This is a genomic window from Dehalococcoidia bacterium, assembly GCA_035310145.1.
Classification (GTDB): Bacteria; Chloroflexota; Dehalococcoidia; order CAUJGQ01; family CAUJGQ01; genus CALFMN01.
The window spans coordinates 1-24,638 of sequence record DATGEL010000036.1 but is presented as its reverse complement, the minus strand read 5'-3'; the positions used below and the strand labels follow the sequence as shown (position 1 = coordinate 24,638).

General features: G+C 67.2%; 21 protein-coding genes and 2 rRNA genes. 10 read left to right on the top strand and 13 right to left on the bottom strand.

Going from position 1 to position 24,638, the window contains the following annotated elements:
* The 4 genes from ftsH to rpmE form a co-directional block, all read left to right on the top strand.
* Nucleotides 1-1,436, top strand: a 1,436-nt coding sequence (gene ftsH / locus VKV26_06505) for an ATP-dependent zinc metalloprotease FtsH (protein HLZ69548.1), incomplete at its 5' end; no start/stop codon positions are given.
* A 137-nt stretch (nt 1,437-1,573) separates the two neighbouring features.
* Nucleotides 1,574-1,888, top strand: a complete 315-nt coding sequence (gene rplU / locus VKV26_06500) for a 50S ribosomal protein L21 (GenBank protein ID HLZ69547.1) — start codon at nt 1,574-1,576, stop codon at nt 1,886-1,888.
* Between the two features lie 27 nt (nt 1,889-1,915).
* Nucleotides 1,916-2,212, top strand: coding sequence for a 50S ribosomal protein L27 (gene rpmA / locus VKV26_06495; GenBank protein ID HLZ69546.1), 297 nt, complete (start codon nt 1,916-1,918; stop codon nt 2,210-2,212).
* Nucleotides 2,205-2,420 carry a 50S ribosomal protein L31 gene (rpmE, locus tag VKV26_06490; GenBank protein HLZ69545.1) on the top strand — a complete coding sequence of 72 codons (216 nt, stop codon included), beginning with the start codon at nt 2,205-2,207 and terminating at the stop codon, nt 2,418-2,420. Before rpmA ends, rpmE begins: the two co-directional genes overlap by 8 nt.
* Nucleotides 2,421-2,556: 136 nt before the next feature.
* On the opposite strand, the gene VKV26_06485 is transcribed toward rpmE, so the two are convergent.
* The 6 genes from VKV26_06485 to VKV26_06460 form a co-directional block, all read right to left on the bottom strand.
* Nucleotides 2,557-2,742, bottom strand: a complete 186-nt coding sequence (locus VKV26_06485) for a DUF559 domain-containing protein (GenBank protein ID HLZ69544.1) — start codon at nt 2,740-2,742, stop codon at nt 2,557-2,559.
* Between the two features lie 77 nt (nt 2,743-2,819).
* On the bottom strand, nt 2,820-3,188 hold the full coding sequence (gene hisI / locus VKV26_06480) for a phosphoribosyl-AMP cyclohydrolase (protein HLZ69543.1): 369 nt from the start codon (nt 3,186-3,188) through the stop codon (nt 2,820-2,822).
* Nucleotides 3,185-3,973: an imidazole glycerol phosphate synthase subunit HisF gene (gene hisF, locus VKV26_06475; protein HLZ69542.1), complete on the bottom strand. Its 789-nt coding sequence runs from the start codon at nt 3,971-3,973 to the stop codon at nt 3,185-3,187. Before hisF ends, hisI begins: the two co-directional genes overlap by 4 nt.
* A gap of 93 nt (nt 3,974-4,066) precedes the next feature.
* Complete coding sequence (gene hisA / locus VKV26_06470) at nt 4,067-4,828, bottom strand: 1-(5-phosphoribosyl)-5-[(5-phosphoribosylamino)methylideneamino]imidazole-4-carboxamide isomerase (protein ID HLZ69541.1); 762 nt, start codon at nt 4,826-4,828, stop codon at nt 4,067-4,069.
* Nucleotides 4,828-5,463, bottom strand: coding sequence for an imidazole glycerol phosphate synthase subunit HisH (hisH, locus tag VKV26_06465; protein ID HLZ69540.1), 636 nt, complete (start codon nt 5,461-5,463; stop codon nt 4,828-4,830). Before hisH ends, hisA begins: the two co-directional genes overlap by 1 nt.
* A gap of 124 nt (nt 5,464-5,587) precedes the next feature.
* Nucleotides 5,588-6,895 carry a thiolase family protein gene (locus tag VKV26_06460; GenBank protein ID HLZ69539.1) on the bottom strand — a complete coding sequence of 436 codons (1,308 nt, stop codon included), beginning with the start codon at nt 6,893-6,895 and terminating at the stop codon, nt 5,588-5,590.
* A gap of 289 nt (nt 6,896-7,184) precedes the next feature.
* Here VKV26_06460 and VKV26_06455 point away from each other — a divergent pair, with 289 nt between their 5' ends.
* The 3 genes from VKV26_06455 to VKV26_06445 all read left to right on the top strand — a co-directional run bounded on the left by VKV26_06455 (nt 7,185) and on the right by VKV26_06445 (nt 10,709).
* Entirely contained in the window at nt 7,185-7,667 is a 483-nt protein-coding gene (locus VKV26_06455; protein ID HLZ69538.1) for a MarR family transcriptional regulator, read from the top strand.
* Nucleotides 7,664-9,067 carry an MFS transporter gene (locus tag VKV26_06450; protein ID HLZ69537.1) on the top strand — a complete coding sequence of 468 codons (1,404 nt, stop codon included), beginning with the start codon at nt 7,664-7,666 and terminating at the stop codon, nt 9,065-9,067. The genes VKV26_06455 and VKV26_06450 overlap by 4 nt, the downstream gene beginning before the upstream one ends.
* A gap of 112 nt (nt 9,068-9,179) precedes the next feature.
* Nucleotides 9,180-10,709 (top strand): MDR family MFS transporter, encoded by a 1,530-nt coding sequence (locus VKV26_06445; GenBank protein ID HLZ69536.1) that lies wholly within the window; start codon nt 9,180-9,182, stop codon nt 10,707-10,709.
* A gap of 51 nt (nt 10,710-10,760) precedes the next feature.
* On the opposite strand, the gene VKV26_06440 is transcribed toward VKV26_06445, so the two are convergent.
* Together VKV26_06440 and VKV26_06435 are read right to left on the bottom strand one after the other, a co-directional pair.
* The gene (locus tag VKV26_06440; protein HLZ69535.1) at nt 10,761-11,042 is read right to left on the bottom strand and encodes a glutaredoxin family protein; all 282 of its coding nucleotides are present in this window, start codon (nt 11,040-11,042) and stop codon (nt 10,761-10,763) included.
* Nucleotides 11,039-11,470 carry a DUF6306 domain-containing protein gene (locus VKV26_06435; GenBank protein HLZ69534.1) on the bottom strand — a complete coding sequence of 144 codons (432 nt, stop codon included), beginning with the start codon at nt 11,468-11,470 and terminating at the stop codon, nt 11,039-11,041. Before VKV26_06435 ends, VKV26_06440 begins: the two co-directional genes overlap by 4 nt.
* Before the next feature lie 314 nt (nt 11,471-11,784).
* Between VKV26_06435 and VKV26_06430 the strand changes: the two genes are divergently transcribed.
* Nucleotides 11,785-12,534, top strand: coding sequence for a response regulator transcription factor (locus tag VKV26_06430; protein HLZ69533.1), 750 nt, complete (start codon nt 11,785-11,787; stop codon nt 12,532-12,534).
* A 22-nt stretch (nt 12,535-12,556) separates the two neighbouring features.
* On the opposite strand, the gene VKV26_06425 is transcribed toward VKV26_06430, so the two are convergent.
* From VKV26_06425 to VKV26_06405, 5 genes are all read right to left on the bottom strand, one after another.
* Nucleotides 12,557-13,708 (bottom strand): mandelate racemase/muconate lactonizing enzyme family protein, encoded by a 1,152-nt coding sequence (locus VKV26_06425; protein HLZ69532.1) that lies wholly within the window; start codon nt 13,706-13,708, stop codon nt 12,557-12,559.
* Nucleotides 13,709-13,741: 33 nt separating this feature from the next.
* The gene (locus VKV26_06420; protein ID HLZ69531.1) at nt 13,742-15,352 is read right to left on the bottom strand and encodes an N-6 DNA methylase; all 1,611 of its coding nucleotides are present in this window, start codon (nt 15,350-15,352) and stop codon (nt 13,742-13,744) included.
* Nucleotides 15,349-16,311 (bottom strand): XamI family restriction endonuclease, encoded by a 963-nt coding sequence (locus VKV26_06415; protein ID HLZ69530.1) that lies wholly within the window; start codon nt 16,309-16,311, stop codon nt 15,349-15,351. The genes VKV26_06420 and VKV26_06415 overlap by 4 nt, the downstream gene beginning before the upstream one ends.
* A 36-nt stretch (nt 16,312-16,347) precedes the next feature.
* Complete coding sequence (locus VKV26_06410) at nt 16,348-17,163, bottom strand: enoyl-CoA hydratase-related protein (GenBank protein ID HLZ69529.1); 816 nt, start codon at nt 17,161-17,163, stop codon at nt 16,348-16,350.
* 74 nt (nt 17,164-17,237) lie between these two features.
* The gene (locus tag VKV26_06405) at nt 17,238-18,227 is read right to left on the bottom strand and encodes an amidohydrolase family protein (GenBank protein HLZ69528.1); all 990 of its coding nucleotides are present in this window, start codon (nt 18,225-18,227) and stop codon (nt 17,238-17,240) included.
* 517 nt (nt 18,228-18,744) lie between these two features.
* On the opposite strand from VKV26_06405, the gene VKV26_06400 reads away from it, so the two are divergent.
* A 16S ribosomal RNA gene (locus VKV26_06400) occupies nt 18,745-20,260 on the top strand.
* A 538-nt stretch (nt 20,261-20,798) separates the two neighbouring features.
* Nucleotides 20,799-24,638 (top strand): 23S ribosomal RNA (locus tag VKV26_06395); the annotation flags it as partial.

Here is a 24,638-nt window from a genome sequence, read left to right as displayed (position 1 = left end):
TCGACCCGACGGCCGCCGGCGACCTCGGGGCGCACCCGCCCCGCGGCATCCTGCTGGTCGGGCCGCCCGGCACCGGCAAGACGCTGCTGGCCCGCGCCGTGGCCGGCGAGGCCGGTGTGCCCTTCTTCTCGATCTCCGGCTCGGAGTTCGTGGAGATGTTCGTGGGCGTCGGCGCCAGCCGCGTGCGTGACCTCTTCGACCAGGCCAAGCGCAATGCGCCCTGCATCGTCTTCGTGGACGAGATCGACGCCGTCGGCCGCCAGCGCGGCGCCGGCCTCGGCGGCAGCCACGACGAGCGCGAGCAGACGCTGAACCAGATCCTGGTGGAGATGGACGGCTTCGACACCAACACGAACGTGATCGTGCTCGCCTCCACCAACCGCCCGGATATCCTCGACCCGGCGCTGCTGCGCCCCGGCCGCTTCGACCGGCAGGTAGTGCTGGATCGCCCGGACGTGCGCGGTCGCCGCGCCATCCTCGAGGTCCACGCCAAGGGCAAGCCGCTGGACAAGGACACCAGCCTGGAAGTGCTCGCCAAGCAGACGCCGGGCTTTTCCGGCGCCGACCTCGCCAACCTCGTCAACGAGGCGGCGATCCTGGCGGCGCGGCGCAACAAGAAAAAGATCAGCATGGAGGAATTCAACGAGGCGGTCGATCGCGTGATCGCCGGGCCGGAGCGCAAGAGCCGCGTGATCAGCCCGCGCGAGAAGGAGATCATCGCCTTCCACGAGGCCGGCCACGCGCTGGTCGCGATGAAGCTGCCCGAGGCCGACCCGGTCTTCAAGATCACGATCGTCTCGCGCGGCATGGCCGGCGGCTTCACCCGCTTCCTGCCGGAAGAGGATCGCCACCTCGGCAACAAGGCGCACTACTCCGCGCAGCTTGCCGTGGCGCTCGGCGGCCACCAGGCCGAGGAACTGGTCTTCGGCGACGTGACCACCGGCCCCTCCGACGACATCTCCCGCGCAACCAAGATCGCCCGCCACATGGTCACGCAGTGGGGCATGAGCGAGCGGCTCGGGCCGCGCACCTTCGGCCGCAAGGAGGAGCTGGTCTTCTTAGGCCGCGAGATCTCGGAGCAGCGCGACTACTCCGAGAAGGTGGCCGAGGAGATCGACGACGAAGTGCGGCGGCTGGTGGAGAGCGCCAAGGAAGTGGCGCACCGCATCGTGGCTGAGAACCGGCACGTGCTCGACCGCGTGGCGCGCAAGCTGATCGAGGATGAGACGATCGAGGGCGACGATGTGACGCGGTTGTTCAGCGAGGACGAAGACTTCGCGGCTGAGCCGGCGGCGCTGCCGAAGCCGCCCGCGCCGCCCAGCCGCGGCGAAGAGCCGGACGAGCGCGACCTGCCCAAGCCGCAGCCGCGGCCGGGCCTCGCCTGGGGCGGCAGCGCCACCTCGCAACTGCTGCCGCCGGAGCGGCCGCTCGGCTAGCGCCAGCGCAGATCGCAGCGAAGCAGGGGGGAGGCGTTCGCGCCTCTCCTCTTTCGCGTGCGAAGATCCTTCGTTGACGAACTGCCGAACCGTTTGCTACGATCGCAGGACGTGACCGGAAGAGAGGCCCGCATCTGATGTACGCAGTGATTCGCAGCGGCGGCAAGCAGTACACCGTCCGTGAGGGGGACACGCTCGACGTCGAGCTGCTGACCGGCGAGCCGGGCGAGCGGGTCGAGCTGACGGACGTGCTGATGGTCGGCGAGGGCGCCGACGTGACGATCGGCAAGCCGCTGGTCGCCGGGGCGAAGGTCGTGGCCGAAGTGGTGGAGCACGGGCGCGGCGAGAAGATCATTGTCTTCAAGTACCACGCCAAGACGCGCTACCGCCGCAAGATCGGCCACCGGCAGCACTTCACCCGCCTCGCCATCCGCGAGATCGTGGCGAAATAGCCGGCGCACACATTCTGGAGGTTCTGCATGGCACATAAGAAGGGCGTCGGCAGCTCGCGCAACGGGCGCGACAGCAACTCGCAGCGGCGTGGCGTCAAGCACTTCGACGGCGAGCTGGTGCAGTCCGGCAACATCCTCGTCCGCCAGTGCGGCACGCGTTTCCATCCCGGCAAGAACGTCGGCATGGGGCGCGACTTCACGATCTTCTCGGTGATCACCGGAACGGTGAAGTTCGAGCCGCTCGCGCGCGGACGCAAGCAACTCAGCGTGTATCCCGTGGCCGCCGTGGCGGCCGCGCCAACCGAGGTTTCCACCCGTGCGTGAGAAGATCCATCCCAACTACGTCGAGGCGCGCGTCGTCTGCGCCTGCGGCAACACGTTCATGACGCGTTCCACCAAGCCCAATCTGCACACCGAGGTCTGCTCGGCCTGCCACCCGTTCTTCACGGGCGAGCAGCGCATCGTGGACACGGCAGGCCGCGTCGAGCGCTTCAACAAGCGCTGGGCGAAGGCCGAAGCGGGCCGGCGGTAGGCAGCGCCGCCCGCAGGCGTTTCAAACGCAGAGGCCGGGGGCGGAACGAGAGCGCTCCCCGGCCTTTGGCGACCGCCTGAGGCTCGTCATCGTGGATGCCGCCACCGGCTTCGCCGGCCAGCGTCACGCGCGGGCATCAGAAGGCGAGCCCGAACGGCCCGACCGAGTGCTGCCGCCGAAAGCGCAGCCCGTCCACCGGCCCGCCGCGGAAGGCTTGCCAGAGTCGTTCTTCTGCCTCCGTCACCACGAGCGCAGCGACCGCGCTGCCAGCATTAGCTCGCGCGTCTTCCCGGCCGCCGCCGATTCGTCCGTACCCGCGCATCGACTCCGTATCCCTCCGCCACAAACCTCAACCTCCCGCCCAATGATCCCCCCTTTCCCTGTTATCGGGGGAAGGGGTTAGGAGGAGGGGGGCCGCGTGCCCGCCGCGGCCGGCATCACGTTGAAGAAGCAGCTCGTGGCCCCGGTGTGGCAGGCGGGTCCGACCGGATCGACGCGCACCAGCAGGCAGTCGCTGTCGCAGTCGGTGCGCACCTCGCGCACGTAGAAGAAGTTGCCCGAGGTGTCGCCTTTGTGCCACAGCTCCTTGCGGCTGCGGCTCCAGAACCAGACCGTTCCCGTCTCCAGCGTCTTCCGCGCCGAATCCGGGTTCATGTAGCCGATCATCAGCACCTCGTTGGTTGCAGCGTCCTGGATCACGGCCGGCAGCAGGCCGTTGTCCTTGAACTGCAACTCCGCCGCGCTCGTCGCGGCAACGGTTTCACTCACTGCATTGCTCCTGTCGCTTGCTGTTCAGGCGGGCGCACCGGCAGGCCGCGCTCCGCCAGGTAGCGCTTCACCTGCGCGATGCTGTACGTGCCGAAATGGAAGATGCTGGCAGCCAGCACGGCATCCGCCTTGCCCGCGGTCAGCGCCTCGTGCATGTGCTCCGGGCCGCCGGCGCCGCCGCTGGCGATCACCGGCACCGTCACCGCCTCGGAGATGGCGCGCAGCTGGGCAAGGTCGTAGCCACGCTGGTGGCCGTCCTGGTCCATGCTGGTGACCAGCAGCTCGCCGGCGCCGAGGTGCACGGCCTCTTTGGCCCACTCGATCGCGTCCTTGCCCGTGGGTGTGCGGCCGCCGTGGGTGTAGACCTCCCACTGGCTCGGCCCCACCTGCTTCGCGTCGATCGCCACGACGATCGCCTGCGAGCCGAAGCGTTCGGCGCTGCGCGCGATCAGGCCGGGATCGTTCACCGCGGCCGTGTTGATCGATACCTTGTCTGCGCCCAGCTCCAGCAGCAGGCGCACGTCCTGGTCGGAGCGCACGCCGCCGCCCACGGTGAAGGGGATGAAGACCTCGGCGCAGGTCCGATCGACCATCTCGTACACGGTCGTGCGGTCGTCGCTGGAGGCGGTGATGTCGAGAAAGACCAGCTCGTCGGCGCCGGCCGCGTCGTAGGCGCGGGCCAGCTCCACCGGGTCGCCAGCGTCGCGCAGCTCGACGAACGAGACGCCTTTCACCACGCGGCCGCGGTTCACGTCGAAGCAGGGGATGATGCGTTTGGTCAGCATGTTTCGATCCTCAGCCGGCGAAGCGGCCGGGTGTGAGAGCACGGGCTGCCGCGCGGGGCCACTCCCCGGCCGCCGGGCGGTCGTCTCGGCCGGCTATGCCGGCCCGGCGTGGCTGTGCGCATGCGTTGGGGGCTGGGCGCTGGCGGAGAGCGCCGCCAGCGCCTCCGCGAGCTGCACGTCGCCGGAGTAGAGCGCCTTGCCGGCGATTACCGCCTCGGCGCCGGTCGCGGCGATGGCCGGCAGGTCCGAGACGCGCGTCACGCCGCCGGAGGCGATCACCGGACAGCCGGCCGCGGCGATGAACTGCCGCAGCGCGGGCAGGTTCGGCCCCTGCAGCATGCCGTCCACGCCGATGTCGGTGTAGACGAAGCGGCCGGCGCCCAGCGCCCGCAGCTCCCGCGCCAGGTCGAGCGCGGCGATGCCGGAGCTTTCGATCCAGCCACGTGTGCGCACGTTGCCGTCGCGCGCGTCGATACCGATTACCAGCGCCTCGCCCAGCAGGGCGGCAAGCTCGGTCACCAGCGCCCGATCTTCGACCGCGGAGGTGCCGAGGATCACGCGGGCCAGGCCAGCGTCACGGTAGCGTTGTGCATCGTCCGCGGTGCGGATGCCGCCGCCGACCTGCACCGGCACGGCCACGCCCGCGGCGATACGCTCGACGATCGCGCGGTTGCGCGGCGCGCCCTCGCGGGCGCCGTCGAGGTCGACCACGTGCAAGCGCGTGGCGCCGCCCTCGATCCAGCGCCGCGCCACGGCCACCGGATCGGCGTCGTACACGGTCTCGCGGGCGTAGTCGCCCTGGACGAGGCGGACGCAGCGGCCGCCGCGGATGTCGATCGCGGGGATCAGCTCCACTATTTCGCGCCCCCGCCCAGCGCCTCGCGCAAGAAGTTGGCGTAGATGCGCAGGCCGTGCTCGCCGCTCTTCTCCGGGTGGAACTGCGTGGCGACGATGTTTTCCCGCGCGATCATGGCGGGGAACGGCTCGCCGTAGTCGGTGACTCCAAGCGTGACTATGCCGTCATCAGGCTCAACGACGAACGAGTGCACGAAGTAGAAGTACGATTCGTCGGGAATGCCGCGGAAGATGAAATGCGGACGCGCCTGGCGCACGGTGTTCCAGCCCATGTGCGGAATCTTGAGGCCGTCGCCGCCGCGCAGCCGCCGCACGCGGCCCGGCACGACGTCCAGGCAGTCCTGCCGCCCGTGCTCCTCGGAGAAGGTCATCAGCGTTTGCAGGCCGATGCAGACGCCGAGGAACGGCCGGCCGCCGGCGATGTACTGCTGCACCGGCTCGACCAGGCCGCAGGCGCGCAGATGGCGCATGGTGTCACCCGCCGCGCCCTGGCCCGGCAGGATCAGCGCATCGGCCCCAAGCACGTCCTCGGGCCGGGTGGAGAGCAGCGGCCGCCAGCCCACGCGCTCGATCGCGCGCAGCACACTACGCAGATTGCCTGCGCCGTGATCGACGACGACAACACCCGTACCCACCGCTGCACCTCGGCCGGAAAAGTGTATCACAGCGGCTGGCCAGGGCCGGGGCGGCACACGAACGTGGGCGGCGGCGAAGCTCCAGGCTCCGCCACCGCCCTGCGCGTGCTCGGCCGCGCCGCGCCTACGCGCGCTCGAGGATCGTGGAGATGCCCATGCCGGCGCCGATGCACTGCGTCGCCAGGCCGTAGCGGCTGTTGGAGTTGCGCATCTCGCGCGCCAGCGTGCCCACCAGCCGCGCGCCGGTGGCGCCCAGCGGGTGGCCGATGGCGATCGCGCCGCCGTTCACGTTGACCCGCTCCAGCGGAATGCCGAGGTCGTGGCAGGAGGGGATCACCTGCGCGGCGAACGCCTCGTTGAACTCCACGCGGTCGATCTGGTCCGCGGTGATGCCGGCGTGCTTCAGCGCCCTCAGCGTCGAAGGGATCGGCCCGATACCCATCAGCTGCGGCTTCACGCCGGCTACACCGAAGCCGACGATGCGCGCCATCGGCTCCAGCCCCAACTCCAGCGCCTTCTCCTCGCTCATCATCAGCACGGCGGTGATGCCGTCGTTCGTCGGGCAGGAGTTGCCGGCGGTGATGCGCAGCTCCTGGCCGCCGTAGCTCTGGATGCCGTTGACGGTCTTGAGCTGGCTCAGCGCCTCCATGTTGGTGCCGGGGCGGACGCACTCGTCGCGGTCGAAGGTGACCTTCTTGCCGTGCTCCTTCTCCAGCCAGTTGCCCTGGTCGTCGAAGACCGGCAGCTCGACCTCGAGCGGGATGATCTCGTCCTTGTAGAAGCCGCGCTCGTAGGCGGCCACGGTCTTTTTGTGGCTGCCGACGGCGAACTCGTCCATCGCCTCGCGCGAGAGGTTGTAGGTCTCGGCCACGTTCTGCGCCGTCTGCGTCATCGAGGTGACGGGCGGCGCGTCGAGGATGTAGTCGGGGAACTTGACGGAGAAGATCTGGTCGTGGTCGGGCGCCATGTCGCGCTGCTCGCGCGACATCTGCATGCGGCGCGGGTTGAACTCGGTGATGCGCGTGCGCGGGGCGCCGCCCCCGCCGCCGCCGAGCTGCCGGCCCATGCGCTCGATGCCGAGCGAGATGCCCGTGTCGATCGCGCCCAGCATGATGCCCTGCGCCACGCGGTGCAGCGTCTCCATCGAGGAGCCGCACTGGCGGTTGGTGTCGAAGGCGGAAAGCTCGTGCGGCAGACCAGCCAGGTGCGCGACGGTGTCCGCGCCGATGCCCGCCAGCTCGCCGGCGCCGGCCACGTTGCCCAGGCCGATGTCCTCGATCATGCGGTCAGTGACTTTGGGGTTGCGGTCGAGCAGCGCCCGCAGCACGGTCGCGCCCGCTTCGTCGAGGCGGGTGGCCACGAGCGAGCCGCGCCCGCCGCGCCCGAAGGCCGAACGGCAGGCATCCACGATCACGGCGTTCCTGAGTTTCATCGGTCTCCTGCTCCCCTTCTTTCCTCCGGGCCACATCCAGCTGCTAGCTGGTAAATGAAGACGTCGCCCGGTTCCTCGGCTGCCGCGTGGCGCGGCGTTTCCGCTCTCTCGCCGGCCGCGAAGCGCAGTGGGACGCACGTTATGACGGCCAGCAGCCGCAGTATAGCGCGTCGCGCCCGCTGCGAGCACGGCAAACCACGTTTACCGCGCGACCGCTTACACCTGCGCCGCCACGCCCGGCATTCGTCCGGCCTTGCAAGACAGTACGGCATCGCGGTACAATTGCCGCATGGACGCGGAGCAGACCGACGAACTCCGCCGCCTCTACGGCCAGGTCGTGCACAACCTCGACAGCATCCGCCTGCGCCAGTGGGAGGAGCTGCGCGTGACGCTGCCGCAACTGCGCGTGCTCTACGCCGTGCGGCGGACGCCGGGCATCACCACCGGTGAAATGGCGCGGTTGCTGGGCATCTCCGTTTCCACCACCAGCGGCCTGGTGATCAAGCTCGTCGATCGCGGCCTGTTGCAGCGGACGACGTTGCCGGAAGACCGCCGCCAGGAGCCGCTCTACCTGAGCAGCACCGGCGAGGCGCTGGTGGGCGAGCTTTTGGCCGAGGGCCGCGTCTTTCTCGACCGCGTGGCCGAGCGGCTGGGCGACGACCTGCCCGCCGTGCTCGCCGCGCTCGACCGCCTGGCGGCGGCGTCGAGCGCGGTGCGGTCAGAGGAAGCGCGAGCCAGCGCTGCCGTTTCCGCACGGGCCGCACAGCCATGAGCGTCCGTGCGGCTGCGCTCGGCCGCCGGCAGGACGGCGCCCGCCCGCCGCTGCGCGAAACGTTCCGCGCCCTGCGCAATCCGAACTATCGCCTCTTCTGGTTTGGCCAGCTCGTCTCGCTGATCGGCACCTGGATGCAGTCCACGGCGCTGGCCTGGCTCGTGCTGAAGATCTCCAACTCGCCGCTGGCGCTCGGCACGATGACCACGATCCAGTTCACGCCGGTGTTGATCTTCGTGCTCTTCGGCGGCGTGATCGCCGATCGGCTGCCGAAGCAGCGGCTGCTGGTGGCCACGCAGAGCACCATGCTGCTGCAGGCGCTGGTGCTGGCCGTGCTGACCTCGGCGCACCTGATCACGCTGCCGCTGATCTACTTGCTCGCCGCCGTGCAGGGCAGCGCCAACGCGCTCGACAACCCGGCGCGGCAGGCGCTCGTGGCCGAGCTGGTCGGCCAGGAAGACCTGCCCAACGCCGTGGCGCTCAACTCGACCCTGTTCAACACGTCGCGGCTGATCGGCCCGGCGCTGGGCGGCGTGGCGATCGCCACGATCGGCATCGCCGACTGCTTTTACCTCAACGCCGCCTCGTTCCTGGCGGTGATCGGCAGCCTGCTGCTGATGAAACCAGAGCGCTTCTTCTCGCTGGCTCGCCCGCCGCGCGGCAAGATGCTGAAGCAGGTGGGTGAGGGGCTGCGCTACGCGCTGACCACGCCGGACATCGCCCTGATCGTGCTGCTGATGGCGGTGCTGGGCACCTTCGGCTACAACTTCTCCGTCTTCCTGCCCTTGATCGCCAAGTACACGCTGCATATGAACGCCGTCGGCTACGGCGTGCTCACCTCATCGGTGGGCATCGGTTCGCTGGCGGCGGCGCTGGCGATCGCCTACAGCGGCGCGGCCACGCGGCGTACGCTGCTGATCGGCGGCGCCGGCTTCAGCGTCCTGCTGCTCGGCGTGGCGCTCTCGCACTGGTGGCAGGTGACGGTGCCGCTGCTGGTGGCGCTGGGCACGTTCAGCATCGTGTTCACGACGACGGCCAACTCCCGTATGCAACTGATCACGCCGTCGCACCTGCGCGGCCGCGTGATGAGCATCTACACGCTGCTCTTTCTCGGCTCAACGCCGATCGGCAGCCTGGTGATCGGCACGCTCGCCGAGCGGCAGGGCGTGCAACTCGCCGTGGCTGAGATGGCGCTGCTCTGCCTGCTGGGCGTGGCCGCCGCGCTGCTCTACCTGCGCCGTACGCGCGAGCGGCTGCTCACGGACATGGCGGTGCCCCAGGTGGCCGGCGACGGCGCCGCTGCCGATCCGCAACCAACCGCGGCGCAGAGCCGCGAGCGCTTGAGCAACGAGGAGGGCGGCGAACGAGCCGAGGTCCAGCCGCACACCACGCGCGTATAACGAACGAGGCGCGCCCGCGGCCGACCGGCGACGGCGGCAAGCGGGCAGGCAGCAGCGAGCGGCGGTTCGCTGAATCCCCTCTCCGCTGCCAATCGCCCGTTGAAGGACGGCCATGTTTTCGCGGATCCAGTACAAGTATCTCGTCGCGATCGTCTACATCTTCGGGCTGTTCATGGACATGCTCGACAGCACTGCCGTCAACGTCGCGGTGCCGCGGCTGACGCTCGACTTCCACACGCAGCTTTCCACGGTCGAATGGGCGGTGACGGGCTACCTGCTCAGCCTGGCCGTCTTCATTCCCGGCTCCGGCTTCATCGCCGACCGCTACGGCACAAAGCGGACGTTTCTCACGGCCATGGGCATCTTCATCATCGGCTCGGCGCTCTGCGGCCAGGCGCAGAGCATCGAGCAGCTGATCGCCTTCCGTTTCATCCAGGGGATCGGCGGCGGCATGATGACGCCGGTCAGCACGGTGATCCTCTCGCGCGAGTTTCCGGGCGAGGAGCGCGCGAAGGCGGCGGCGATCATGGCCGTGCCGGTCGTATTCGTGCCGCTGGCCGGCCCGGTGCTCAGCGGCTATCTGGTGCAGTACCAATCCTGGCGCTGGATCTTTTACATCAACCTGCCGGTCGGCCTGATCGGCCTGCTGCTGGGCAGCAAGGTCCTGCGCGAGCACCGCGAACCCTACGCACAGGGGCGGTTCGACATCCTCGGCCTGATCAGCGGCGGCGCGGGCGCGGCGATGGTGCTCTACGCCCTCTCGCAGGCCGCGACGAAGTCCTGGACCTCGGCCGTGGTGGCGGGCTGGGGTCTCGGCGGGCTGGCGGTGCTGGGCGTTTTCGCCCTGCTGGAGCTGCACCGGGCGGCGCCGCTGCTCGACCTGCGCCTGTTCAAGCAGAACCTGTTCGTGCTGGGCAACGCGATGAGCGTCGGCGCCTTCGCCGGCTTCTCCGGCTTCCTCTTCCTGCTCACGCTCTTCCTGCAGGACTTGCAGGGCCATTCGCCGCTGCACGCGGCGCTGATCCAGGCGCCGAGCGCCATCGGCACGGCGATCTCGCTGCCGATCGCCAGCCGGCTCTATCCGCGGGTCGGCCCGCGCCGCATGATGCTGATCGGCTTCGGCCTCGGCGCGCTGACGCTGCTGCCCTTCGCCGCGCTCGACCAGAACGCCAACCCCTGGATCATGATCGTGCTGCTGGCGCTGCGCGGCCTGCCCTTCGCCTTCGCCATGGTCGCGGTGCAGACGATCGTCTTCGGCCCGATCGACAACGCCAAGCAGGGCCCGGCGTCCTCGATCTACAACACGGTGCGACAGGTGGGCGCCTCCTTCGGCGTAGCGCTTGTGGCCACGGTGCAGATCAGCCGCGCCATCCATAACACGCCCGCCGGCCTGCGCGCCGCCTGCGCCCAGAACCCGCACCTCGCCGGCTGCGTGCATGCGCAGGTGCAGGGCTACCACGACGCCTTCATCGCCTCGTGCGCACTGCTGGTGGTCTCCTTCGGCGCGGCGTTCTTTGTCAGCGACGAGAAGGCGCGGGCCTCGATGCGCCGGCGGGTGGACCGCCTGAAGGCGCAGGCAGCGCCGGGCGCCGGCCGCGAACCGGCGGCGGTGGGCGCCGGCCATGCGGCGGGCGGGGCGTAGCCGCATCGCGTGCCGCACCCGATCTCGCAAGCCCCGTTGGACAGACGATGTTCAGCGGGCGGCGGAGCCAGGCGCCCCGCGCAACCGCGCGCGCAACGTGCTCGGTCGGATCGGGGCGCGAGCGATCTCACGGCCGTCCAGACAGATCACCGGCACGGCCTGGTCGTAGCGGGAGAGCAGATCGGCGTCCGTGTCGATGTCGAGTGTCTGCCAGGCGAAGCCAAGCTCGGCGGCGAGGCGCGCCAGCAGGCGCTCGGCGTCTTCACAGAGGTGGCAGCCGGCGCGGCCGTAGAGCAGCACACGCGGCGCGGCGTCATTGCGGCCCGCGCTCACGTCGTGGCGGCGAGCGTGTTCAGTTCCTCGACCTGCTGGTCGCACCAGGCGACGTTGTCCACGTGCTCGCGGCGCATCTCCAGCAGCTCTTTGCGCGATTCTTCGTCCGAGACCGCCTCCATCACCGCGTCAACGCGCCTCACCACCCAGGTCTGGCCGCGGCTGAGCAGCTTCAGCCGTTCGGCCAGCGTTTCCAGCGCCAGCACCTTCTGCGCGAAGTCGCCGGTGGCGTGCGAGGGCGCCCCGCCGGCCGTCTCGACCGCGCGCACCAGCACGGCGCAGGAGAACGCCTCATCGGCCTCAATCTTGACCAGGTGGTTGCGGAAGTAGCCCTTCGGCACGGTCTTGAGCAGCGCCTGCAGCGTCTCTACACCGGCGCGCTCGGCCTCAAGCAGCTCGTTCAGGCGTTGTACGGTCTCGGCGTTCATGGCTGGCGGCCTCCTGGTATGCGGCGGGGCTGGCGCTCATGCCCGCGAGGAGCGGCGGGGCGGCGGCGCGGTGCTCCGCCTGCCCGTGGCTGCATCGTAGCACGAGGCGGCGCGAGGTCAGTGTTTCTTCGGCGGTGCATGTAACACAGTTTTCTTCCATCTGTAACGTTCAGGATACTGCCCCGAAACGCCGTCCACGCACGCTGGTACGAGGGAGCATGGCTTGTCCCGCGCAGGCGGCCGCTCTGCGGGTAGGATTGTCCCAGCGTCGTGCCCCAGCGTCGTGCCCCAGCGTCGTGCCAAGGAGGGAGGGGATGACGGCAGCCCAGCGCATCGAGGCGTTCCCGGCGCTGCACGGCGCCGCCGCGCCGCGCCGCTACCTTGTCGTCAGCACCGATCCCTGTAAGCTCGCCGGCCTGGTGAGCAGCCTCAGCAGCCAGCCCGCCGAAGTGACCACGACCTATCCGGCCGCGGCCGACCGGCACCGTATCCTCGCCCTGCGGCCCGACGTCGCCCTGCTGCACGTAGACACCCAATCCGAGCTTGAGGAGCTTATCCGCGAGCTGCGGGGCTGGCGCAGTGTCTCGCCAACACCGGTGCTCGCCTTCGTCGGCCCGCGCCAGCTCGACGCCACGGCGCTGCCGCCGGGCGTCGACGACTTCGTGGTCGAGCCCTGGGACGCCGCCGAGGTGCTGGCGCGCCTGCGCCGCTTCACCCACGATCGCGGCAGCGCCGCGCCGCCGGAGGTACTGGAGGCCGGCCCGGTCACGCTGGACATCCGCCAGCGGCTCTGCCTGATCGACGGCGCAGGCGTAGAACTGACCTTCATCGAGTTCGAAATGTTGAAGGCGCTGATGGCGCAGCCCAACCGCTTCCTCGGCCCGGCCGAGCTGCTGCGCACCGTCTGGGACGGCCGACACCCCGTACACATGGTGACGCTGCGCGTCTGGATCAAGCGCCTGCGCGACAAGCTGCCGCCGGCGCACCGCGCCCTGATCGAGACGCGCCGCAGCGTGGGCTACCGCTTCGCGCTCGACGCCGCCCCGCTTTCGGACGCGGGTTGACGCGCGTCGCACGTGAATGGCGCTACGGCCCCTCGTCGCCGGGACGCGGCAGGGCGCGCGGCGGGAACTCGCGGTAGGGATACTGCGCCAGCACGTCCTCGCGCAGTTCGAGGCCGAGGCCCGGAGCAGTGGGCAGATCGATGTAGCCGTCCTTCACCACGATCGGCTTGACGGAGACCTCGTCGCCGCGCGCCCGGAAGTTGACGAAGTACTCCGTGATCAGGAAGTTGGGGATGCAGGCCGCGACTTGCAGCGTGGCGGCAAGGCCGATCGTCGTGCTGTTGTAGTTGTGCGGCGAGACGACGACGAGATACGGCTCGGCCATCGCCGCGATCTCTTTCAGCTCGAGGATGCCGCCACAGTTACAAACATCCGGGTTGATGATCTCCGCCGCGCCCTTCTCGAACACCTGGCGAAACTCGGCCTTGGTGTAAAACTCCTCGCCGGTGACGATCGGCAGGTTGATCTCGCGGCGGCAAAGCGCCAGCTCATCGATCTGCCGCCCGGAGACCGGCTCTTCGTACCAGAAGGGGCGGAACTCCTCCATGCGCCGCGCGATGCGGATCGCGTGCATGGGGGCAAGGCGGCGATGGACTTCGACCAGGATCTCGATTTCAGGCCCCACCGCCTCGCGCACGGCGCGCACGTTTGCCACCGCCGCGTCTTCGACCTCGCGGCCGACGTGCGTGCGCCAGGGGCCGGGAAAAGGGTCGAACTTCAGCGCGCGGTGGCCCTTCGCCACCGTTTCGACGGCCAGGCGCGCGAAGTCCTCCGGCTGTTTTGCGCCGTGATACCAGCCGTTGGCGTAGACGCGGATGCGCGCGCGGCAGGCGCCGCCCAGCAGGTTGTACACCGGTTGGCCCACGGCCTTGCCGGCGATGTCCCACAGCGCCTGCTCGATGCCGGAGAGGGCCGACCAGAAATCCATGGCGCCGCGCTTGCCGGCGAAGTCGTGGTAGGCCATGAAGGTGAAGTGCTTGATCTGGAAGGGGTCGCGCCCGCAGAGGTAGCGGGCGAGCTGCTGCACGTGCGCCACAATGCTCTGGTCGCGGTCGGCCTGCGTGTAGCATTCGCCCCAGCCGTAGATGCCGGCATCCGTTTCCACTTTGACCAGCAGCCAGTTCTTGCCGTTCCCCGGATCGACCAGGATCGGCGTCACGCCTGTTACCTGCATCGCCGCCACCTCCGACTCACGACCTGTTCGCACCTACGAGTCCGCCGAAGCGAGATTGAGCGTGAGTTGTCGGTGCGAGCAAGCCTGCAGCGCGGGCACCGCTTCGAGCAGCCGCTGAGCGGACACCCTGCCTAACTCGCTCGGCTCAATCTTATGCAGCCCGCCACCATACACTCTGCCCTCGCCGCGAAGATCTTCGCCGGTGATCTCCTGCAATACCTCGAATATCGTCGCAACAGCATTGGGTTGTTGCTTCAGGAGGGAACGCAACGGCCCGTCCGGGTAGAGCAACAAATACAGATTGGTCGCCACGGCCTGAGACTTATTCCAAATGAACCTGAACGGCCGAGTCTCCCCCGCGCCGCGGCCCATGTATGTGCAGAGGAATGGCGCCGGTTCACGCTGCTCCTGCCGATACCACGGCGAGCGCTTTCGAACGAGGTAGCCTTCACGCACACCACGTGCCGTTGCTGTCTGCAGATACGACCAAAGCGCAGGGTACTCAGACTGGATCGTAGTCTCGCCGAGATCACAGTCGATGAGCGCAAGCTGCGGCTCAAGCACGGGATAGCCATCACTATTCGATTCAATGACCGTGCTGCGGAGACGCCGAACACTCGGCAGAACCGGCTTCAGATACCGCTCGGGCAGATCTCGAGCGTGAGCCTCCTCGCGCGGAAGGATGAAGAACGCGTTGTCGCCCGTCGCGATACCGCGCTGAATGCGGAAGAAGTCTCGGAGCAGCAAACCGGACGCCGCGGGTATCAGCGCGTTGTCTCGTGGAGTCGGCGATGGATATGCGGTCCACTTATGCGCATGGCTCAATCTCCGCAGAGGTACATCTTCGGCGATGCGCGGAGAAGAAAGCATACCGCCGAGCGAAAATCGGGCCGTCGCGTTGGCTGCGGGCGCTGCCTTTCGAAACACCACCACCGCGGAAGACACCAGCGCATCGTCGAACTGCGCCTCGGCTGGGTCGAAGCGGTGGATGCTGATGAGGGTTACACGCTCGGTGAGATAGCGCCTCACCACGGAGCCGTAGTTCACGTCCATGAATTCCGAAGGGATCAGCCACGCTGCCACGCCGTTTTCGGTAAGCCACTCGGTGGCCAGCAGCAGGAAGTAGACGTAAAGCCCGGCCAGGCCGTTCACCTTAAGGCCAGCTAAGCGCATCACAAGAGATTGCAACCGCTCCTTTTGTTCGCGGCTCAGGTGGTGGTGCCTAACATAGGGAGGGTTGGCGATAATAAGGTTCGGGCGGGCAGACATCGCCCTGCCCGCAACCAGATCGGTGAAGTCGCCTGTGATAACCCGCAAGCCTGATTCGCCCCACAGGGCGCGGGCGGCAGCCACGAACCGAGGATCGACTTCGATGCCAACCGCTGACGCGATGCGCTGGTGGAGAACAGTGGTAAGCAGCGCCGAGTAGAAGGCGCCGCTTCCGATCGCGGGCTCTGCGAAGTGAATCGACTCCGCTGGATTCGGAAGGAGTGAGGCGGCGTACTCAACAATCTCGCGGGCGAGCGCGGGCGGGGTGGCGAACTGACCAAGCTTGTTTCGCTGGCTGGCCGAGCGCTCGCCGTCCAACTCGTCCTGGAGAGCCATTCGCTGACGTTCTGTGGCTGCAAGATCGAACGTCGTCATGGCGCAATGCCCAGATGCAGCAGATCGTCCAGGCGGTGTTCCCAAACCCAATCGAGTCCCTCCGCCGCTTCATAGCCAAGATATCCGCTGTCAAAATACCCGCAGAGAAGCAAGGTGAGTTGCGTCGCCGCACCATACTCGTCTCGTAGCTGGCGGATCTTGGTTGCCTCCTCTTTGCGCCGCTTGTTGGTGTTTGTGAAATCCCCCGCAGATTTTGCTTCGATCAGGATTGGGAATCCGTCGGCTCGCGGCCGATGCGGTTGGATGACGGCATCGATCGGGATGTTGAGAACCTTCTCACGCTGGCCCCGGACCGGCACATTGAGCCGGAACGTGAATGTCCCTCGCTCCATCTCGGTGAGCGGATGCTCACTCCGTGGCGCCCGCCGTTCGTAGTCTAACCGGATTAGGAATTCCTCGACCGTCGCGAGTTGGCGCTGCTCCTGCGCATTGCGGATCCGCGGATCGGAGAGCGAGCCGGTCAAGCGATCGGCAACTATTGTCGAAGCACGGTTCCGCATGGTCTCGCTCGGCCGCGCGCCTTCGGCCAACCACGGAAAGATGTCTTCGTCCAAGAGTCTGGAGATTACTGAGCAGATACTTTGCAGCGGCTCGTGAAGCCGGGCGGCCGCGATAGTTTGCAGTAATCGCCCCTTCAATTCCATCGCCTTGACAAGGCCGGCAGGCGCATGCGCCAGTCCAATGAGCCGGTCGCGGGCGATGGGCGGAGCCGTACACATGCGCAGCGTCGCAATGATATGCGGGTTGGCCCGAAGCGCTGCGGGCGTCAGCGACCGTAGATCGTCAAGTATAGCGAGCGCTTCCTCCACCGCGGCGACGGTTTGAATGCGCGTCTCTCGGTATGTTGCCGGTGCAAACTGCATGAACCAATTGTTGAACATATCGACCGAGGCGGCGATATCCGGCTTCCATAGATGCGGCTTATCGGCGTTGATCATCGTGGTTGAGATCCAAATGTCGCCCCGCTCGGTTTGCTACGCCCGGCGCCCGCGCTCGTAGGCGAGGGCGCGATCAACGGAGCTGTAGCGACGGCGGCCGCCGCCCGCCTGCTCCTTGGCCGTGTGCGCCGCGGACTCGGACGAGAGCATGTAGGTGTGCATGGCGGACTTGAGGAAGGTGCTGTAGCCCATCGCGTCTTGCGCCGAGTTGATCGAGGTCTTCACCAGGCGAAGGTAGAATGGGTCGCTCTCGGCGATGCGGCGGGCGATCGCCAGCGTCTCCTCCTCCAGTCGTTCGCGCGGCACGACCAGGTTCACCAGGCCCGCCCGCTCCGCCTCCTCGGCGTGCATGAAGCGCTCCTGGAAGAGGATCTCCTTCGCCTTGCGCGGGCCGACATCGTAGGGCACGGCGAAGTACTGGAAGTGCGAGGCGAGGAACTTGGTGTCGTCCGCGGCCACGATCAGGTCCATCGCCGTGGCGATCATCCAGCCGCCGAAGATGCAGTAGCCCTGCACCATCGCGATCGTCGGCTTCATCAGGTTGCGCCAGCGCAGGCCCATATCAATGTACAGGTCCCAGATGCGCTTGTAGCGGCCGGGCAGGCCAACGGCGGGCCGCGCCTCGGTGTCGGCGCGCTGCTGCGGTGAGCCCAGGTCGTGGCCGGCGGAAAACGTCTCGCCCGCGCCGGAGAGCACGATCACCCGCACGGCGTCGTCGGCCTCGGCCGCGAGAAAGGCGCGGTCCATCTCCTCCAGCAGCGGGCGGCTCTGTGCGTTGCGCACTTCCGGCCGATTCAAGATTACCCGCGCGATCGAGCCGTCGATGTTGTAGAGGATGTTTTCGTAGCTCATCGCATCTCCTTGCCGGCCGCGCTCGCCGGGCGGCGTGCAACGTTCAGGCTACTTGCAGCAGGTACGAGGGCAGGCTACCCCTCCAGGCGCAGCAACTGCGCGGCCGTGCCGCCGAGAATGGCGATGCGTTGGGCGTCGCTCAGTCCCGGCGTCGCAAGCACGTGGTCCACCGCCGTGGCCGTCCAGGGATAGGGATAATCGGTGCCCACCACGACCTGGCCGGCCCCGACCTCGGCGATGAGGTGGCGCAGCGCCTCTGGGGTGAAGACCAGCGAATCAAAGTAGAGCTGGCGCAGGTACGCCGTCGGCTGCTTCTGGATCGGCGTGCAGCGGCCGGGAAAGGTGACGCAGCCCGCGTCCGAGCGCGCCGCGTAAGACGGCAGGTAGCCGCCGCCATGCGCCGCAAGGATCTTGAGGCCGGGGAAGCGATCGAGCGTGCCCTCGAAGATCAAGTGCGAGAGCGCGATCGTCGTCTCCAGCGGGTTGCCGATCACGTTCTCCAGCATGCCGTTGCCACGCAAGCGGCTGGCCAGCTCGGCCGTGCCCTGCGGATGAATGAAGATCAGCGCGCCCAGCTCCTCGGCCTTGGCCCAGAAGGGGTGAAAGCGAGCGTCCGCCAGCTCTTCGCCGTTGACACTGCCGCCCACCAGGGCGCCGCGCAGCCCCAGCCGCTTCACCGCCGCCTCCAGTTGCTGCACGGCGAGATCTGGATGCTGTAGGGCCACCGACGCCAGCGCCACGAAGCGGTCCGGTGCACTGGCGCACCAGGCCGCCAGCGCCTCGTTCTGGACGCGGATCAGTGCGGCGGCAACGTCGCGGTCGGCGGCGTACCAGTACGGGTTGATGCTCAGCGCCGCGACGTCGATGCCCTGCTCGTCCATCGCCCGCAGTCGGAGCGCGACGTTCGTCAGCAGCAGCGCGGGCAAAGGAGACGGTTGCCCGAGCAGAGCCGTCGCCTCCGGCACGGCGCAGTGGGCATGCAGATCGACCACCCGCACGCGCCGGCCGTTCACCACGACCTCTCGCCGCCGCGCGGCGCCTGTCGGTTCGCCGGCTGTCGTCATTACCGCCGCCTCCTGACGTTGTTGTGCTCGCCGCCCATTCTACGGCCCCGTAGCCAGGCAGCACGCGTCTTCCGTCGCCGGCCCGGCTTCGGCGGCGGCGCCGACCGTCGAGCCGGCAACGATCGGCGGCTCCGCCACCGGACATCGCGGCGCAAACGCGGCCGCTCGCGGGGTTGGCTTTGTGCGGCGGCGGTGATACAGTATTTTGGCGCCCGGTGAAGGGGCGGCATGAGTGTGGCCCGATCGCGAAACGGCGATCGGCGGCTGCGCCCGCGCGGATGCGCCGGTCCGGGCCGGTGCATACGGCACCTTACCAGCTGAAGAGTAGCAGGAAGGCTCTGGCTGCCGGGGGGCGGCGCGTGCCCGGCTAGGGGCGGTGCTGTGCTGCCGGCAGACGGGGGGTTCGGGGGGACGCGGGGCGTCTCGACCGAACCCTGGCAACAGGGACAACGCGGTCCGGACGCCGGGGGCGGGCTCACACGACACACGATGCTGGTGGCGACACCAGCCCGTGGTTTGGGTGGAGAGTTTGATCCTGGCTCAGGATCAACGCTGGCGGCGTGCCTTACGCATGCAAGTCGCACGGGGGTGGGCTTCGGTCCGCCCCAGTGGCGGACGGGTGAGTAACACGTACGTGACCTGACTCCGGGTGGGGGATACCCGTCCGAAAGGGCGGCTAATACCGCATGGGTCCGCGGGGGGTGCCCCGTGGGCAAAGCGCCCGGGCAACCGGGGGCGCCGGGAGAGGGGCGTGCGGCCGATTAGGCTCGCTGGTGGGGTAACGGCCTACCAGGGCGACGATCGGTAGCTGGGCTGAGAGGCCGGACAGCCACACTGGGACTGAGACACGGCCCAGACTCCTACGGGAGGCAGCAGCGAGGAATTTTGCGCAATGGGCGAAAGCCTGACGCAGCAACGCCGCGTGGGTGATGAAGGCCTTCGGGTTGTAAAGCCCTTTTGGTGGGGACGACTGCGACGGTACCCATCGAAGAAGCCACGGCTAACTACGTGCCAGCAGCCGCGGTAATACGTAGGTGGCGAGCGTTGTCCGGATTTATTGGGCGTAAAGCGCGCGCAGGCGGTGGCGTAAGTCTGCTGTGAAATCTCCCTGGCTCAACCGGGAGGGGGCGGCGGAGACTGCGGCACTGGAGGGACCTAGAGGCCGGTGGAATTCCCGGTGTAGTGGTGAAATGCGTAGAGATCGGGAGGAACACCAGTGGCGAAGGCGGCCGGCTGGGGGTGCCCTGACGCTGAGGCGCGAAAGCGTGGGGAGCGAACCGGATTAGATACCCGGGTAGTCCACGCTGTAAACGATGGCCACCAGATGTGGGGGGTATCGACCCCCTCCGCGTCGGCGCAAACGCACTAAGTGGCCCGCCTGGGGAGTACGGCCGCAAGGCTAAAACTCAAAGGAATTGACGGGGGCCCGCACAAGCAGCGGAGCGTGTGGTTTAATTCGACGCGACGCGAAGAACCTTACCAGGGCTTGACATGCATCAGAAGCCGGCGGAGACGTCGGTGCCTTTCGGGGCTGGTGCACAGATGCTGCATGGCTGTCGTCAGCTCGTGCCGTGAGGTGTTGGGTTAAGTCCCGCAACGAGCGCAACCCCTGGGGCCAGTTGGATTTCTCTGGCGCGACTGCTGCGAGCAACGCAGAGGAAGGCGGGGATGACGTCAAGTCAGCACGGCTCTTACGTCCTGGGCGACACACACGCTACAATGGGCGGTACAGAGGGTCGCGAAGCCGCGAGGTGGAGCTAATCCCACAAAGCCGCTCTCAGTGCAGATTGCAGGCTGCAACTCGCCTGCATGAAGGCGGAGTTGCTAGTAACCGCGGGTCAGCACACCGCGGTGAATACGTTCCCGGGCCTTGTACACACCGCCCGTCACGTCATGGGAGTCGGCAACACCTGAAGTCGCTGCGCCAACCCCTCCCCTGGGAGGGGGGGCAGGCGCCGAGGGTGGGGCTGGTGACTGGGACGAAGTCGTAACAAGGTAGCCGTAGCGGAAGCTGCGGCTGGATCACCTCCTTTCTAGGGCCGGTTTGTCGGTCCGGTCGGCAACGCGTCACGGTGTGTGGCGCGGACCGGGACGGCCAGCCCAGGTCGATCGGGCTTCCCTGGCGGAGGCTCGTGGCGGACCGCGGCGACGCGGCCCGCCCCCGCACGCACCGGCCGGCGGGACACAAAAACGGCCGTGCACCACCCGCCCCACCCTCCTTCTCACCCCCCGCCTTCCTGCTGCTCTTCAGGCGCGTAAGGCCGCCGCTTCGCCGGCTCTGTGCCGGCGCTTCGGTGTGTCACGCACTGGAACCTTACCAACTGAAGAACGCTGTATCTGGACGAGGTACTTCAAGCCTTCATGCTCAGCTCATGGCATGAAGGCAGGGTTGTAGGCGCCCGCAGGAAAACCTATCTGCGGGCTGCGTGCCGAGTAGACATGTCCATATGGGCGCGGGGCGACCCGGCCATCCGGCTGTGGGCGGCTCTGCGTGCAGGTCAAGCTACAAAGGGCGCGCGGTGGATGCCTTGGGAGCACGGGCCGAAGAAGGACGCGGCATGGCGGCGAAACGCGCCGGGGAGCTGCCTAGCAAGCTGATCCGGCGGTATCCGAATGGGGCAACCCGCCTGGCGTGATGGCCAGGCGCCCCGGAGCGAACACATAGCTTCGGGAGCGGGAACCGGGGGAACTGAAACATCTTAGTACCCCGAGGAGTAGAGAGGATTCCCCCAGTAGCGGCGAGCGAACGGGGAGCAGCCTAAACCGGTGCAGGTTCGCCTGCGCCGGGGTTGTAGGGCTCTGCCGCCTTTAGTGGCAGCCAGTAAGAAACCAGCAGTCCAGCCGAACGGTCCTGGAACGGCCGACGACAGGGGTGAGAGTCCCGTAGGCGAAAGACAGCTGGCTGGCGTGGAGTTCCTGAGTACCACGGGTTAAGAGAAGCCCCGTGGGAAGCTGGGCGGACCACCGTCCAAGGCTAAATACCCGTGCTGACCGATAGTGAACGAGTACCGTGAGGGAACGGTGAAAAGCACCCCGGGAGGGGAGTGAAAGAGACCCTGAAACCGCGTGCCTACAAGCAGTCGGAGGCGCAAGCTGACGGCGTGCCTATTGAAGAATGAGCCGGCGAGTTACTGTGCGCGGCAAGGTTAAGCGGCGGGAGCCGTGGAGCCGGAGCGAAAGCGAGTCTGAACAGGGCGTCGAGTCGCGCGGAGTAGACCCGAAACCGGGTGAGCTACCCATGGGCAGGCTGAAGGTCCGGTAATGCGGACTGGAGGGCCGAACCTTCCTGCGTTGCAAAGCAGTTGGATGACCTGTGGGTAGGGGTGAAATGCCAAGCGAACCCGGAGATAGCTGGTTCTCCCCGAAATGCATTGAGGTGCAGCCTCGGGAGGTCGGCCACGGAGGTAGAGCGCTGCCTGGGCTAGGGGGCTCACCGCTTACCAAACCCACGCAAACTGCGAATGCCGTGGCCCGGATCCCGGGAGTGAGACTGCGGGGGCTAAGCTCCGTAGTCGAGAGGGAAACAGCCCAGACCACCAGCTAAGGTCCCGGAGTGGGGGCTAAGTGTCAAAGGATGTTGCGCCGCCCAGACAACCAGGAGGTTGGCTTAGAAGCAGCCATCCTTTAAAGAGTGCGTAATAGCTCACTGGTCGAGTGGTGCTGCGCCGACAATGTACCGGGGCTCAAGCCCCCCACCGAAGCTGTGGACCGTGCGCGCCGCGAGGCGCACACGATGGTAGGGGAGCGTCCCCCTCAGCGGCGAAGTCGTGGCGCAAGCCGCGGTGGAGCGGGGGGGAGTGCGAATGCCGGCATGAGTAGCGTAAAGGCCGATGCGAAATCGGCCCACCGGAAACCCAAGGTTTCCTACGGAAGGGTAGTCCGCGTAGGGTTAGGCGGGCCTAAGCCGAGGCCGCAAGGCGCAGGCGATGGACAGCCGGTTAGTATTCCGGCCCCGCTCCCGTTTCGTTGAAGCGCGGGGGGACCCAGACTGATAGATCCGGCGCCCCCATTGGACATGGGGCGTCCGTGGCCCGTAGGCGGTTCGGGTGTGGAGAAATGCCCACCCGACATAAGCGGAGGGGCCGCGGGGAGCGGCGACTACGGTCAAGGCAACCGGGTCGAGTCTGTGCTGGCGAGAAAAGCCTCGCGGGGAGGAACGGGAGCGCCCGTACCGCAAACCGACACTGGTGGGTAGGGGTAAGTACCCCGAGGTGGGCGAGAGCACCCTCGTTAAGGAACTCGGCAAGTTGACCCCGTAACTTCGGGAGAAGGGGTCCCCCTGGTTGTGCACCAGTTCTCCTGGGTAGCAGCCGGGGGGCGCAGTGAGCAGGCCCAGGCGACTGTTTACCAAAAACACAGGTCTCTGCCAACCCGTAAGGGGATGTATAGGGGCTGACGCCTGCCCAGTGCCGGAAGGTTAAGGGGAGAGGTTCACGCCTTGAACCGAAGCCCCGGTGAACGGCGGCCGTAACTATAGGCAAGGACCCCTGTAGTTGTAAAACCTGGCTGTATGCTGGAACACCCGGAAGATACCGCGGTACTCGCCACTGGGCGCGGTGCGCCGAAGAGGGTGGCAGTGACAATCCGCGGCGGACGGGCAATCAGCAGGAAAGACTCGAGCGATGCTCAAGGTCGGAGACGTCTCGCCGGAGATCGGCCACTATTTGGCCGGTTTCACCGACGGGGAGGGGAGCTTCAACGTCAGCTTCCGGCCGCGAGCAGACTACGCGATGCCGTGGAAGGTGTCGCTCTGCTTCAACATCTCGCAGCGCGATCCCGTGATCCTGGCGCTGTTCAAGCGGCATCTGGAGTGCGGGACTATGCGCCAGCGGCGCGACGGTGTCTGGTACTACGAGGTGAACAACCTCAACGCCATCACCGAGAACGTGATTCCATTCTTCCGGCGGTTTGGCTTCCTCTCCGCCAAGAAGAAACGGGATTTCGCCAAATTCGTGCAACTGGCAGAGCTGTTAAGCAGGCGGCAGCATCTCACGAATGCCGGAATCGAGCAGGTGCTCGCCATTCGGCGCGAGATGAACGATGGCGGCAAGCGCAAGTACACGGACGAGGAGATCCTCGCCCGGCTCGAGAATCCTCAGAGACTGTACGCCGGGCCGCGCCGGGCTCGTGAAGAGACGGCGCGGATGAGACAGTCCGGACTGCATGGCAACATGCAGAGTGCGGCAGAGATGACCGCACCCGTTGCCGTGGTCGCGGCGGAGCCGGAACCTCCGCCAACAAGCGGCGCAGACGACGTGTAACAGCACGAACGGTCCTAAGGTGACGATCGTTGCCCCTCGCGCCGGTGACGGTGCGAGTGCAGCTGGCTAAATGCTGGAACGTCTGGAGGATCCGGTGCTACTCGATGAGCGACAGCTCGTCAGTGACAATGCATCCGGTGCAGACAATCAGCAGGAAAGGCCAGGAACTCGCTTCCTGGAATCCTCAGAGACCACACGCCAGCCATCCCGAGACTCGGGATGAAGATATGGTCCGTTCCCCATGGCGACGTGGGGAGGCCGGCAGAAATGACCGGCCCCTCGCTGGGCCGAGGCCCGGCGGGAGTAACAAGCAAGAGCGAAATTCCTTGTCGGGTAAGTTCCGACCCGCACGAATGGCGTAACGATCTGGGCGCTGTCTCAACGAGGGACTCGGCGAAATTGAAGTACCCGTGAAGATGCGGGTTACCCGCGACCGGACAAAAAGACCCCGTGGAGCTTTACTACAGCTTGGCACTGGGGGTGGGCCCACGCTGCGTAGCATAGGTGGGAGCCGTTGAACCGTGGCTTGCGGGCTGCGGGGAGGCACCGGTGAAATACCACTCTGCGTTGGTTTACCTTCTAACGGCGGAGCAAGCCGCCGGACCGTGCCTGGTGGGTAGTTTGACTGGGGCGGTCGCCTCCTAAAAGGTAACGGAGGCGCCCAATGGTCCCCTCAGGGTGGATGGAAATCACCCGAACGAGCGCATTGGCAGAAGGGGGCTTGACTGCGAGGCCTACAAGCCGAGCAGGGGCGAAAGCCGGGCAAAGTGATCCTACGGTTCCGTGTGGAAGGGCCGTGGCTTAACGGATAAAAGCTACCCCGGGGATAACAGGCTTATCTTGCCCAAGAGTTCACATCGACGGCAAGGTTTGGCACCTCGATGTCGGCTCGTCGCATCCTGGGGCCGGAGCAGGTCCCAAGGGTTGGGCTGTTCGCCCATTAAAGCGGTACGCGAGCTGGGTTCAGAACGTCGTGAGACAGTTCGGTCTCTATCCGTCGTGGGCGCAGGAGACTTGCTGGGCGCTGCCCCTAGTACGAGAGGACCGGGGTGGACGGCCCGCTGGTGTGCCGGTTGTCGTGCCAACGGCAGTGCCGGGTAGCCAGGGCCGGAGCGGATAAGCGCTGAACGCATCTAAGTGCGAAGCCGAC